The organism is Burkholderia sp. BCC0097 (assembly GCF_902832985.1).
GTDB classification, from domain to species: Bacteria; Pseudomonadota; Gammaproteobacteria; order Burkholderiales; family Burkholderiaceae; genus Burkholderia; species Burkholderia orbicola.
The window spans coordinates 131502-144276 of sequence record NZ_CADFDM010000014.1 but is presented as its reverse complement, the minus strand read 5'-3'; the positions used below and the strand labels follow the sequence as shown (position 1 = coordinate 144276).

The 12775-nt window shown below is 61.0% G+C and carries 17 protein-coding genes; 11 read left to right on the top strand and 6 right to left on the bottom strand.

The genetic code is table 11. The features are described from left to right. Positions 1–168 precede the first annotated feature (168 nt). Positions 169–525, bottom strand: a complete 357-nt coding sequence (locus HWX07_RS34395; RefSeq protein WP_039362793.1) for a hypothetical protein — start codon at positions 523–525, stop codon at positions 169–171. Positions 526–807: 282 nt separating this feature from the next. Here HWX07_RS34395 and cueR (HWX07_RS34390) point away from each other — a divergent pair, with 282 nt between their 5' ends. Beyond that, positions 808–1257 (top strand): Cu(I)-responsive transcriptional regulator, encoded by a 450-nt coding sequence (gene cueR / locus HWX07_RS34390; protein ID WP_027810165.1) that lies wholly within the window; start codon positions 808–810, stop codon positions 1255–1257. 37 nt (positions 1258–1294) lie between these two features. On the opposite strand, the gene petA is transcribed toward cueR (HWX07_RS34390), so the two are convergent. From petA to HWX07_RS34365, 5 genes are all read right to left on the bottom strand, one after another. After that, positions 1295–1915 (bottom strand): ubiquinol-cytochrome c reductase iron-sulfur subunit, encoded by a 621-nt coding sequence (gene petA, locus HWX07_RS34385; RefSeq protein WP_027810164.1) that lies wholly within the window; start codon positions 1913–1915, stop codon positions 1295–1297. 175 nt (positions 1916–2090) lie between these two features. Further along, positions 2091–2543: a DUF4148 domain-containing protein gene (locus HWX07_RS34380; RefSeq protein ID WP_050068885.1), complete on the bottom strand. Its 453-nt coding sequence runs from the start codon at positions 2541–2543 to the stop codon at positions 2091–2093. Positions 2544–2671: 128 nt separating this feature from the next. Continuing rightward, positions 2672–2899 carry a DUF4148 domain-containing protein gene (locus HWX07_RS34375; protein ID WP_080353693.1) on the bottom strand — a complete coding sequence of 76 codons (228 nt, stop codon included), beginning with the start codon at positions 2897–2899 and terminating at the stop codon, positions 2672–2674. Beyond that, positions 2896–3713 (bottom strand): IS5-like element IS402 family transposase gene (locus HWX07_RS34370; RefSeq protein WP_085954470.1). Its coding sequence is split into 2 segments (ribosomal slippage): positions 2896–3365 and positions 3365–3713, totalling 819 coding nucleotides; the frame shifts between segments, so codons are not numbered across the junction. The genes HWX07_RS34375 and HWX07_RS34370 overlap by 4 nt, the downstream gene beginning before the upstream one ends. A gap of 52 nt (positions 3714–3765) precedes the next feature. Next, positions 3766–3948, bottom strand: a complete 183-nt coding sequence (locus HWX07_RS34365) for a hypothetical protein (RefSeq protein WP_143330922.1) — start codon at positions 3946–3948, stop codon at positions 3766–3768. Positions 3949–4859: 911 nt separating this feature from the next. On the opposite strand from HWX07_RS34365, the gene cueR (HWX07_RS34360) reads away from it, so the two are divergent. The 10 genes from cueR (HWX07_RS34360) to HWX07_RS34315 all read left to right on the top strand — a co-directional run bounded on the left by cueR (HWX07_RS34360) (position 4860) and on the right by HWX07_RS34315 (position 12773). After that, positions 4860–5321 (top strand): Cu(I)-responsive transcriptional regulator, encoded by a 462-nt coding sequence (gene cueR, locus HWX07_RS34360; protein ID WP_063777000.1) that lies wholly within the window; start codon positions 4860–4862, stop codon positions 5319–5321. Positions 5322–5381: 60 nt separating this feature from the next. After that, positions 5382–5735: a hypothetical protein gene (locus HWX07_RS34355; protein ID WP_143282321.1), complete on the top strand. Its 354-nt coding sequence runs from the start codon at positions 5382–5384 to the stop codon at positions 5733–5735. A gap of 136 nt (positions 5736–5871) precedes the next feature. Continuing rightward, positions 5872–6186, top strand: a complete 315-nt coding sequence (locus tag HWX07_RS37085) for a hypothetical protein (protein WP_027810709.1) — start codon at positions 5872–5874, stop codon at positions 6184–6186. 56 nt (positions 6187–6242) lie between these two features. Continuing rightward, positions 6243–6491, top strand: coding sequence for a DUF2933 domain-containing protein (locus HWX07_RS34345; protein ID WP_027810708.1), 249 nt, complete (start codon positions 6243–6245; stop codon positions 6489–6491). A gap of 151 nt (positions 6492–6642) precedes the next feature. Beyond that, entirely contained in the window at positions 6643–7590 is a 948-nt protein-coding gene (locus HWX07_RS34340; protein WP_046544059.1) for a cytochrome c biogenesis CcdA family protein, read from the top strand. Next, positions 7565–8233 (top strand): peroxiredoxin family protein, encoded by a 669-nt coding sequence (locus HWX07_RS34335; protein ID WP_159068964.1) that lies wholly within the window; start codon positions 7565–7567, stop codon positions 8231–8233. The genes HWX07_RS34340 and HWX07_RS34335 overlap by 26 nt, the downstream gene beginning before the upstream one ends. A gap of 28 nt (positions 8234–8261) precedes the next feature. Continuing rightward, complete coding sequence (locus tag HWX07_RS34330; RefSeq protein WP_223274314.1) at positions 8262–8498, top strand: thioredoxin family protein; 237 nt, start codon at positions 8262–8264, stop codon at positions 8496–8498. Positions 8499–8571: 73 nt separating this feature from the next. Then, a complete protein-coding gene (locus HWX07_RS34325) occupies positions 8572–9231 on the top strand; it encodes an isoprenylcysteine carboxylmethyltransferase family protein (RefSeq protein ID WP_027810706.1) in 660 nt (219 codons plus the stop codon). A 141-nt stretch (positions 9232–9372) separates the two neighbouring features. Beyond that, positions 9373–10026 carry a peroxiredoxin gene (locus HWX07_RS34320; protein ID WP_027810705.1) on the top strand — a complete coding sequence of 218 codons (654 nt, stop codon included), beginning with the start codon at positions 9373–9375 and terminating at the stop codon, positions 10024–10026. A gap of 359 nt (positions 10027–10385) precedes the next feature. Then, a complete protein-coding gene (locus HWX07_RS34315) occupies positions 10386–12773 on the top strand; it encodes a heavy metal translocating P-type ATPase (protein WP_080289696.1) in 2388 nt (795 codons plus the stop codon). Positions 12774–12775 lie beyond the last annotated feature (2 nt).

Genomic DNA, 12775 nt, shown 5'->3' with positions numbered 1-12775 from the left:
TCGGTTCATGCAAGCCGCACTGGGCAAGCTAGTTGGGATGCTGACGAATGCGCCCTGTGCCTCGAACTCATGCCAAGTTGCGCTTGAACGCGCGCGTTACGGCACAGAAGGCATTTTCACGGCGACATGGACGAGCGTACCCGGGGGGCGGGATGGAACCGCGAGGAATCAGGCTGCTCGAGGAGGGCGCTGGAGCGGCTCCGGCGCGTACTGGGTGATCAGTACACTGTTCCTGGGTGCGTAGGGGCTGGGCGCGGCAACGGGTTGAAACGTCAGCGGCACGGATGCCATGAAAACTATTCCGCAGGACAGTCCGCCCATCGTCGTGCGACATGCGGCGCTGGCGTCTGCGATGTGCGTTTTCGTGTCATGCACCATCTTGCATGGCTGCGCATTGCACGCGTGTCGGGCCTGGATATCGGATACCGGGAACATGGCCGGGCAAGCCGAGCCCGTCGCCGGGTAGCCGAGAATCGGCAACCATGCGATCAGCACGATGGCGACAAGGCGAGACAGGAATTTCATGGAATCCAGTATAGGCGACGTCAGTCGTCGCGGTCACTGCGGGGCGGACCCTATTCGGATGCCATTGGAAGGTCTGACATGGCATGGCCGTTTCGAAAGAATCGTAGACATACCGGCGCCAAATTTCGACGGACTGACCGCCGGAAACTGTTCGCGCCATCCTTCCTTTTGTTGGAAGGCATATAGTAAGCTGAATGATCTCGGACGTGCGCGGGGTCGGATGCACCGCGTCATCGCGGAACGGGACGACGCCTCGTATTCCTTTGATTTGTTGGGAGAGTCATGAACATTGGGCAAGCCGCGGCGGCTGCAGGTGTGTCCGCGAAGATGATTCGCTATTACGAGAGTATCGGGCTTGTTGGAACCGCCGGGCGTACCGACAGCGGATACCGTATCTATCGGGAAGACGACGTCCAGGTGCTGCGCTTCATCCACCAGGCGCGCACGCTCGGCTTCCCAATCGAACAGATTCGGCAACTGCTTTCGCTGTGGCAGGATCGGGGGCGCGCAAGTGCAGAGGTCAAGGCTATCGCGGTGCAACATATCGCCGATCTCGATGCACGCATCGCGGAATTAGTCGAGATGCGAGATAAGCTTGCGCACCTCGCGCGCCATTGTGCGGGGGACGAGCGGCCGACGTGCCCGATCCTGGACGGGATCGGTGGCGAGCGGCAGATGGTGACTTCAGGAAAATGTTCGGCGAACCCTCCCGAACTGCCGACAAAACCCTGAGGCAAACGCCACGCGCTGTCAGACAGAGGCAGCGCCGTCATGCGTCGCCACTTTCGTCCCGACCGATGACGAGGTGGATCGACGACGGAAACATGAATTTCGGCACGTCGAGATTTTGGGGTGCGGGTTTGTTCTTGAATACGCGCCCGGCCAGGTCGTAAGTCGAGCCGTGACAGGGGCAGAGGAAACCGCCGGGCCAGTCGTTGGGCAAATTAGCCTGCGGGCCCGGTTGAAATCGTGCGGTGGGTGTACACCCGAGGTGCGTACAGACGCCAATGAGCACCAGGATATTCTTGCGCTCCGCTCTGGAACGATATTCGTTTCGGCAGTAGCTCGGCAGAGGCATCGAAAAGGGATGCCGGGTAGCAGGATCGGCGACCTGGGAATCGGACGAAACAACTGTGGCCAGCATCCCATCCGTTCGGTTCACGACGAACACGGGCTTGCCGCGCCATGCGGCGGTGAGGCTTTCTCCCGGCTTGAGCCCCGCGATGTCGACGTCGACCGGTGCACCCAGCCCTTTGGTCTTTTCCGACGGCGCCAGCGATTCCAGAAAGGGGACGGTGGCGGCCACCATCCCGATTCCACTCGCGGTCGTTGTGGCGACCAGCCAGCGTCGGCGAGACGTATCGACCCTGACGAGTTGTTCGTCGTTCATCACACACTCCGTAATTCCGCGCCTGACTCAAGTTGGAGTGGCGTCGGTAACCTGCGGTTCTCAAATACCTTGATCGTGACTGCTCGCGACCGGCTGGCCATTGAACGGGTGCGCCGATCGCTCGCCACACAAAGGCGGCTATCGTGTGGCGAGGGCGGCGAAGCCGTCGTGGTGCTTACTTTCCTGCCGTGGTGACTTGATTCGTTGACTGCCACCAGCTTTCTGCGATCTTGAATCGCATCAGGTTGCGTTCAATCGTCACCGGCCCGGGCGGGTAGTCGGCATTTCCGCTTGGGACGAATCCGGCACGTTCAGCCTGCACGAGTTCTGCGTAGACCTCGGTGCGCGTCTTGCCCTGCGCGCTGATGCCGACGGGGAGTGGCAATCGGGTCTCGGTCCGTACGGCCGTCGTGGAAACTTGCTCCAGTGGAACTGACGATGCGATCGTCACCGCGTTGGACGGATGCTGCGTATAGTCCTGGCCACGCGGCCCACCGCCGCCAGCGATCACAGATACCGATACGGATGCCATCAGGACTGCAAAAGCGGCACGATTGATGAAGGAAAAGCGGTTCATCTTGAACTCCTGGGAACTTGGTTCGATGTCGAGCGCCTTGGACGACGACATCGAGGTATGGTTTTCGCATGCACGCCCGTCAGGGATCTGGTCATCATTTCAGTTGTATGGCGCCGCCGGTGTACCGGCGGCGTCATACTCCGGAGCGGATGGCCGCTTCCCGACCTATCGCGGCACGACTATTGCGCTGTGGTCAACCCGCTCGTCCCCCACGCATGCTGGATCTGCTGAAACCGGATACGGTTGCGTTCGATCGCCGTCGCACTGATCGGATAATCGTTTTTGAGCACGGGGAGCATCCCTGCTTCTTCGGCCTGCAACAATTCACCGCGAACGTCCGCACGGGTCTTGCCTTGGGCACTCGGAGCGGCATCAGCGGTGCTCGATTGGGTTAGAGACGGTTTCATAAAGACTGATCGGCCCGCCGAAGGGTATTCCAGCAGATCAGACAGCAACCGAGTTTGAGGAACGCGCCGTGAATGTCTGCACGGCGCTCGAAACGAATACGGAGACGACGGAAGTGATGCAGCCAGGCATGCGTGCGTTCGACGACCCAGCGATATTTGCCAAGGCCGCTGCCATGTTCGGTACGGCGCTTGGCGATCACTGGCTCGATACCGCGATCGCGCAACGCGCGCCGATGTCGCTCGGAGTCGTAACCGCGATCCGCGTAGACCACACGCGGCCGCTGCAATGGGTGGCCACGCAATCCGCGGATCGGCGGAATCGCGTCGATCAGCGGCAGCAATTGCGTGACGTCGTTGACGTTCGCGCCGGTCAGGATCGCGGCGAGCGGCGTACCGTTGGCGTCGGTGACGATGTGGTGCTTGGAACCGGGTCGCGCGCGATCGGTGGGGTTTGGCCCAGTTTTTGGCCTGCCCCAACGGCGCGAATCGATGATGAATCGACGGCGGCTCGTGAGAAGTCGATCTGGTCCGCTGCGCGCAGCTTTGCGAGCAGTAGCTCGTGCAAGCGATCCCAGACACCGGCTGCTTGCCAATCGCGCAGCCGGCGCCAACATGTCACGCCCGAGCCGCATCCCATCTCGGCCGGCAGGTCGCGCCAGCGTAGTCCGGTCTTGAGAACGAACAGGATGCCGGTCAGCGCGGCGCGATTCGAAACAGGCAGGCGGCCCGGGTTCTTCTCGCGCCGCGGCTTGGGTGGCGGCAGTAACGGCTCGATCAGTGTCCACAATTCATCGTCGATGATCGGCTTGGCCATCTCCTCAGTCTCGGTTGTTCCGATGCCTGAGGTTAACAGCTCACCGCGAAAGTTAACAGCCCCACGGGGCCTTTTTGAAACCGTCTCTTAGCGTTGCGGTGGTTGTTCCGGTTGACGCATACGGATACGGCCCCGGACCACGCGAGCCGCCGCCTCCACCTGCAAAAGCGGTGGCGGACAGCGCAACGAGCACCACGGCAATGGTGGCGCGATTCAACAGCGAAAACTTGCTCATGATTAACTTCCTTGAAATTGACGAAATTCTGTGACGTGCAATGGCACATTCACGAAAAAGGGGCTCAGCGCTCGCCGATACCTGCAAGCCGCTTCCGGCTGCGACAGCCCTTGCGTCCGAGGAACGATTGAACGACGGAAGCGCGGGCGCGCGAACGCACCGCGCATCGACGTCATGCGTCAACACGTGCGCTAGCAGGGCTGGAAGCGCGATGGTGCGTGCGAGCGCGGACACATGCCAGCATGTGCGGGCACGGCCACGATCAGTCGACCGGGATTAAGTGCGGAATACCTGGAAGAGGATGCGTGATGGCGGGGGCGCCGACACGAGGAGGGGCTCGACATGCGCCGGCCGATCCGGCTGCAGCGCGAGTGTCAGAATGCTCGAGTGTCCCCAGATCAAGGGCAGCCACACGAGTGGCGCCGGGACAGGTTGATCGGCGTGATCCGGTTGCGCGCTGTTGTCGCAGTGCGCGTGGCATGTCACACCGACGTGATGATCCTGGAGATCGCCGTGGCTGTTGGCTGGGATCGCCGAAACCATCGACGATGTGCCCCGTGCGTCACCCGTGACTGTCGTACACGCGTACGCCGAAATCCACAACTGACTGAAAATCAGCGTGAACATCACGGCAATGGCGACGAGTGCTCGTTTGACAGGGCGGCGCATGGTATCTGAACGGTGGGCCGGGCAGTTGAAAGCGATGGCCCGAATTATGCGCATTGCCACGAACGGAATGTCAAGAGTATTTATCCGAGGATTTTTCTTCGCTCGCCCCTCAAAAAACCTTGACATTCCCGCCGTTGTATCGCCTAGAGTCGAATCAAGATGTGAGAGGTCCTGCGTGCGGCCGTTTGCAAAGATCACGCGCGGCGTAGCGGAACATAGATTCGGCGATATCGAGGTACACCATGAATATCGGACAAGCCGCGAGCGCGTCGGGGGTTACCCCGAAAATGATCCGCTACTACGAGAGCATCAATCTGGTGCCGGCGGCAGGGCGCACGGTTGGCGGGTATCGAATCTATGGTGCAGACGATGTCCAGGTGCTGCGGTTCATTCATCAAGCGCGCACACTGGGCTTTCCGATCGAGCAAATCCGGCACTTGCTCGCGCTCTGGCAAGAGCGCGATCGCGCGAGTGCCGAAGTCAAGAAAATTGCTTCGTTGCAGATCGCCGAGCTTGATACGCGGATCGCGGAGTTGCTCGAGATGCGTAGCGCGCTCGACCATCTGGCCAGTCATTGCGCCGGTGATGACCGACCCGCTTGTCCGATTCTCGAGTCGATTGACAGTGGTCAGGAGATTCGCCGACTCGCTCATCAATCTGTAGCGTCGTCGGCAACAATCGGCGGCTTGGATTCACAGGGCTGACGATGCTGGGACGAATCTTTACGTGCTAGGCGAAGACCCAAGGGGGCGACCGTGAGGTGGATGGTCAAACTGGTGCTGATGTTCCTGATTGCGTGGCTGCCCATTGCGGGCTTCTCCACGCCGGCACTGCTTTGTCAGCACAGCGCGTCGCCCGTCTCGACTTCTCCGGCCGGTACGGCACACATGTTGAACGCGATGCCCAGCGTGCATGCCACGGCGCCGGACGGCGGTCAGCATCATCAACCCGTCTGTCAAACCAGCGCGGGCACGGCATCCTGTACCATGCTGGCGATACCGTCGGCGACGATCGTCACTGTCCCTGTGACGTCTTCCTCCACGTACGCACTCCGTAACGTACCGTCGGCATCCCAGTTCATTCCAGAACTGCCTCAGCGCCCGCCGCAAGCACTCTAACTCCTGCTGTTCCCTGATCGGAAACCGCCGTCGCGGTTCGATCGCACTCGCCATTCCTCGTCGATTCGACCAATTTCGTAAGGATCGCGAGCTGGTCAGGAGTGCACCAATACGCCTTTGACAGGAGGAACACACCATGAACACCAAACGCATTTTCGTCATGCCGTTGCTCGTGATCACGCTACTCGCCGGTAGCGGTCTGAGCATCGCCGCCGACTCGCATTCTTCGTCGGCATCGTCTCGATCGACCATGGATCAATCCATGATGGGCGGCTCGATGATGGGCGGGCATATGAAAGGCGGCGCCATGATGCAAGGTTGCCCGATGATGGGCCAATTGCCGCCGGGCAACGAGAAACTCGCGATGCAGATGCACGGCGAAATGATGAAGGCGATGGGCGACATCATGCTCAAGTACGCCGACAAGGTCCAAACCTCACCGTCGAAATAGCAACGCGTCCGACTGACGCCAAGCTTCCCGAATTCTGAATCTCAAGGAGTCACATCATGAAATGCACGAAGAACATGCTGGTCATCGGCGGCATCATGCTCGCCGTCCTGGCAGCCGCCTATTTTGCGTTGCCGCAGTTTCGCGCGCTCGTCGTGAGCGCTGGACCGTTCCTCCTGTTCCTGATCTGTCCGTTGTCGATGTTCTTCATGATGAAGGGCATGAACTCGCACAGCGACCGGCCTGCGTCTTCCGACAACGCGAACAAGGAACGTCTGTCGTCGAACGAATCGCACGGAAAGCACTGAGTGTGAACGGTGGAAGCCATGCGTCGCAAATACGCGCTTGATGCAATCGCAGCACGGCTTCCGTGGCGGGCACCGCCTATCGGATGAATGACAAGCAGGCGGTGCAACGATCCAACGTATCGCTGGCGCGAGCCGGCCACAGGACGACACGATGGAAACCAGCATTTTCTTTGGCGGGTCGGTCATCGCGGCTTTCATTGCCGGCATGATCGCGCTGTTTGCGCCGTGCTGCATTTCGGTGATGCTGCCCGCGTATTTCGCAAGCTCGTTTCAGAATCGCCGCAAGCTGGTTGCAATGAGCTTCGTGTTCGCAGCTGGGATCGCGACCATCATCCTGCCATTGGTGATGGGCGCGGTCGCGCTGCGGCAACTCTTCGTTACTCGGCATCTGTTCGTGTATCTCGCCGGCGGACTCGTGATGATCGGCATGGCGGTATTCACGTTGCTGGGCGGAAAGCTGCAACTGCCGATGCCAGGCCGGCGCGCGGCGACGCCCGCCGGGCCGCTTGGCGTCTACTCGCTCGGGATGTTTTCGGGTGTGGCCAGCTCATGCTGCGCGCCGGTGCTCGCCGGGGTGATCGCGCTGTCGAGCGTCGCGCCGTCGATTGCGATCGCGATTGGTCTCGGCAGCGCGTACGTGTTCGGCATGGTAGCGCCGTTATTCATTGTGTCGCTGTTGTGGGACCGGGTCGACTGGCGATCGAGCGGGTTGTTTCGCGCACGCCGGATCACATGGCGGCTCGGCCCGATCCAACGCACGTTATCGGCGTCTGCGCTCGCAAGCGGGCTGCTTCTTGCCGTGATGGGAGCAGCGACGGTGTGGATCGCATTCGCGGATCAGTCGATGCCCACGCCGAGCCATTGGGCGCTGATGCTGTCGGTGAGGTTGCAGCATCTGGGGCGGATCGTCACGACCGCGCTTTCCTGGGTACCGAACTGGCTCGCCGCACTCGGTCTCGTCATCGCGGTCGGCGCGCTGGCCGTACGCGCGCACGCGCAGTGGCACGGTCAGGCGCTCACCGAAAAGCAACACAACACGCCGTCAACGAAGCATCACGCAGATGGAGGAGATCATGAAGCAGATACAACCATTCTCTGACGGGCAAGCAGCTTCACGGCGCGTGCTTGTGCTGTCGGCTGGCCTGGCTGTTTTGGTCGCATTGGTGGCCGCGATCTTTTGGATCCACGCACAACAGGAAGCGGGGCGTGGGGGGGCATTCGGGCAGCTCGCGGGCAAGTACCGGTTTCAGGTAGGCGATCCGGGCCCGGGTCAACTCGCCCCGCCGATTCGATTGATGAGCACCGACGGTAATGTCTTCGACCTGAGCGGCATGCGAGGCAAATCCGTGTTGTTGTATTTCCAGGAGGGCGTGACGTGTCAGCCTTGCTGGGACCAGGCGAAAGACCTCGCCACCCATTCCGATCAGCTCCGCGCGCTCGGCGTCGATTCCGTCGTCACCATCGCGTCGGATCCAGTCGACGTGATGAGGCGCGTGGCAAAGGACATGTCGCTGTCCTATCCGGTGTTGTCTGATCCTGATCTCGCAGTGTCGTCGGCATATCACGCGAACGACTACGGCATGATGGGACGAAGCCGTGACGGACATTCGTTCGTTCTGGTCGGTCCTGACGGTCGTATTCGGTGGCGCGCGGATTACGGTGGCGCCCCCGACTATACGATGTACCTGCCGGTCCCGAATCTGATCGCCGACATGCGGCAAGGCATGCGAATCCCTGGATGAGGTGCGGATGAGAACGCTACGAATCACCGTGCTGACGCAGGACGATTGTGTGTTCTGCGTCGATGCTATCGCGATACTCGACCGCCTCGCGGCCGAGTATCCGTTGGCCGTCGAAACAATTGCCTTCCAGTCGGCGGAGGGCGAAGCACTTGCCATCCAGGGCGGCATCTATTTTCCGCCGGGTGTGTTGATCGACGGTGACGCCGTTTGCTATGGCCGTCCATCGGAAAGGCTGCTCCGTAGGGAACTTGAACGGCGATTGTAGTGACGGATGGTATTTGCCGGCGCATTGCGTCCCGTGAAGCACCCGGGTCGAGGCGATGGCAAGGAGAAAGGACATGGATGATGAGGCTGGCTTCGCTGCGCACTACGGCCATTGGGGGCTGGTTGCGATCATGATCGTCGCAGCCAGCTGGATCCTCTACCGATTCGCGGCACCGAAACGCTGGCGAGAATGGACGGGCGCGGGACTCGTCCAAGCCTTCATCATCGCCCTGTACGCAGAGATGTACGGATTTCCGCTCACGATCTATCTGCTGTCTGGATTCTTCGGTCTCGATATCCCGCGTACGTCGTTCACGGGGCACTTGTGGGCAACACTGCTCGGCTATGGCGAAATGGGCGCGATACTCGAAATGCTGATCGGGGGCGTCTTCGTTGTGCTCGGTCTGGCCATGCTCGCTTTTGGCTGGCGAGAGGTCTATCTGGCGCGGCGCGATGACCAACTCGCGGACGACGGGCTGTACAGCGCAATACGACATCCTCAGTACGTGGGCATCATGCTCGCCGTGTTCGGTCAGGTCGTTCACTGGCCGACGGTCGCGACACTCGCCCTGTTTCCGGCGATCGTGTTCGCGTATGTGCGTCTCGCTCGCAAGGAGGAGCGCGAAATGTCTGGACGGTTCGGTCCGGTCTGGAAAGAGTATGCGCGCCGTGTACCGATGTTCGTTCCTCGCCTCGACCATTGGAGCGTACTCCTGAATCCGTTGAGGTGGTAACAAGCTTGCGCTGGCCCCGTGGAGGCGTCGGCTGTGCGAACCCGAATGATCGAGACCTGTGGCCGATGTTGACGCGTACGAAGGCGGCCACGGTGAGCGTGGCAGTCGTTTCTTGATTCACTTTCCGTATGGAGGCACAAGATGGCTATTCGCATTGGAGACGAAGCACCCGATTTCACCGCCGAGAGTACCGAGGGCACGATCCGCTTTCACGAGTGGATCGGCGATCACTGGGCAATCCTGTTTTCCCATCCGAAGGACTTCACGCCGGTATGCACAACGGAGCTCGGCTACATGGCCGGGCTTAAGCCGGAATTCGATCAGCGCAACACGAAGATCATCGGGCTCTCCGTCGACCCCGTCAGCGATCACCAGAAATGGGTGAAAGACATCGAGGAGACGCAAGGGCACGCGATCAACTATCCAATGATCGGCGACGACAATCTGGTGGTCGCAAAACTGTACGACATGATTCACCCGAATGCGAGCGGCGGGCCGCGCACCGCGGTCGACAACGCGACCGTACGCTCGGTGTTCATCATCGGGCCCGACAAGAAAGTGAAGGCGATGCTGGTCTACCCGATGAGCGCGGGCCGTAATTTCGACGAGGTGCTGCGCCTGCTCGATGCGCTGCAACTCAACGCGAAGCACACGGTCGCGACGCCGGTGAACTGGACGCCCGGCGACGACGTCATCATCCCGACCTCGGTGTCGGACGACGATGCGAAGAAGAAGTATCCGCTGGGTTTCAAAACCCTGAAACCTTACCTTCGTTACGTGAAGCAGCCTGGCTAGATCTGAATCCGCGGGGGCGCCAGAGAGTATCCCGGCGTCCCATTAGCGCAGGGTTCCGCCGACAAAATGGGGATTCATCGACGACACAATTGTTGTGCCGCGACGGCGGACGACGGAATCGCCAGTCGTGCGAGAGCAGTTTCTGCGACGGGGAAAGTAGTGAATCGACTGCGAAGAGATTTAACTGCACGTGTGTATCAGGCGACCGGCTTGACCTTCCCACCGGGGCGACGTCGATCGTGTAACTAAAGCCGCACCACAACGGGACCGGACAAACTGCTGATCCCGCGCCGTGGCAATGGTGCCCGCGAGGCGTTGCCGAATCGGTTCAACCGTATTCGTTGAAGGAGCAAGATCGAATGGACAAGCAGCACGACGACCACGCCTCTTGCGTGCATCGCAGCACCGCAGAACCCAGCGCATCCGGTCAAGCCAAACGGGTTGATGACGCTCGAAACGGTGCGAACACTTCATCACTGAAGGATCCAGTGTGCGGAATGACCGTAACGGCGGATACTCCGTACCAGACTCGTCACATGGGCCACGCATACAGTTTCTGCAGCGAATCGTGCCTGCGGAAATTCAAAGCGAATCCGGCGCGATACGTCGACTCGACTGGAGAGGATATGCCGAGCAAAGCGCCGGACGGCACGGTTTATACCTGCCCGATGCATCCCGAAATCCGCCAGGATCATCCCGGCCACTGCCCGAAGTGCGGGATGGCACTCGAGGCACTGATACCGGACACGAGCGACGAAGTAAACCCGGAACTGGTCGATTTCCGCCGTCGATTCTGGCGGACCTTGCCGTTTTCCGTCGCTGCCTTCCTGATCGCCATGTTCGGCCACCGGATCGGCGGAGCATTTCCATTGATGCAGAACTGGGTGGAACTGGCGTTGTCCGCGCCGGTCGTGCTGTGGGCCGGCCTGCCGATCTTTGCGCGCTTCGTGCAGTCATTGCTCCAGCGTAGTCCGAACATGTGGACGCTGATCGGACTCGGCACCGGTGCGGCGTTCATCTACAGCGTCGTGGCGACTGCCGTGCCGGATGCCTTCCCGCAGACTTTCGTCGTAGACGGCAGGGTGGGGGTGTATTTCGAGGCCGCGGCGGTGATTCTGTCGCTGACGCTACTCGGCCAGATTCTCGAACTGCGGGCACGCGCGCAGACATCGGCCGCGATTCGATCATTGCTCGAACTTGCACCCAAGACGGCTCGCCGAATCATGGTGGACGGAACGGAAGAGGATGTGCCGCTGACCGATGTTCGTCCGGATGATTGCTTGCGGGTGCGACCCGGTGAGAAAGTCCCGGTCGATGGCGTCGTCGTAGTTGGCGCCAGCACAATCGACGAGGCTATGATCACCGGCGAGGCGATGCCAGTGCCGAAGCATTTGGGCGATCACGTGATCGGCGCGACGCTGAATACGTCAGGCAGTTTCGTCATCCGCGCGGAAAAAGTGGGATCGCAAACGGTCCTGGCACAAATCGTCGAACTTGTCGCGCACGCACAGCGTTCCAAGGCGCCCATGCAGCGCATGGCCGACAAGGTGGCCGGTGTGTTCGTGGTGGCGGTGATCGCGATTGCGCTGACAACGTTCGTCGCGTGGGGACTGTGGGGGCCGCAGCCCGGCTGGGTGTTTGGACTGATTAACGCTGTCGCGGTGCTGATCATCGCGTGCCCATGCGCGATGGGCCTCGCCACACCGATGTCGATCATGGTGGCGAACGGCAAGGGGGCATTGAACGGCGTGCTGTTCCGTGACGCGGCCGCAATCGAACATCTGCGGAAGGTGGATACCCTCGTCGTCGACAAAACCGGGACGCTGACCATGGGGCGGCCGGCGTTCTCGGAGGCGCTCGCCGCGAACGGCTTTGCCGACAACGAGGTGCTGCGTTTGGCGGCGAGTCTGGATCAGGGCAGCGAACACCCGCTGGCCGCCACGCTCGTCACGGCTGCGGTGGAGCGCAAGCTGGCGCTCGAATCGGCGACGGACTTCACGGCGCTCGCTGGACTTGGCGTGCGCGGGTCGGTTGCAGGGACGCCACTTGCACTTGGCAACGCCGCGCTGATGCATGAGATCGGTGCCGATATTGGGCCGCTTGCCACGCGCGCTGACACGTTGCGCGAGCAGGGATCGAGCGTCATGTACCTCGCAGTGGACGGTGCGCTCGCCGGCTTGGTAGCTGTCTCCGATCCGATCAAGGAGACTACGCCTGAGGCACTTGGCACGCTGCAGGAAGCCGGCATCCGGGTTGTCGTCGCGAGCGGTGACGGGACTGCGACCGTCAAGGCCACCGCAGAACGTCTCAAGATCGGTGAATACCATGGTGAAAGTAAGCCGGCCGATAAATTGGCGCTGGTGTCGAGACTGCAGAACGAAGGCGCGGTCGTTGGCATGGCCGGGGACGGCATCAATGATGCGCCGGCACTTGCGAAAGCCGATGTCGGCATCGCGATGGGAACCGGGACGGATGTCGCGATGCACAGTGCTCAGGTGACCCTCGTAAAGGGTGATCTGCGCGGCATCGCGCGGGCGCGAGCGTTGTCCGAAGCCACGGTGCGCAACATGAAGCAAAATCTGGCGTGGGCATTCGTCTACAACGCGTTGGGCGTGCCACTGGCGGCCGGCGTGCTTTATCCGCTGACCGGTTGGCTGCTGTCGCCGATGATCGCGGCGCTGGCAATGAGCCTGAGCTCGGCGTCGGTAATCTCGAATGCGTTGAGATTGAGAAGCGTCAGAATTTGACA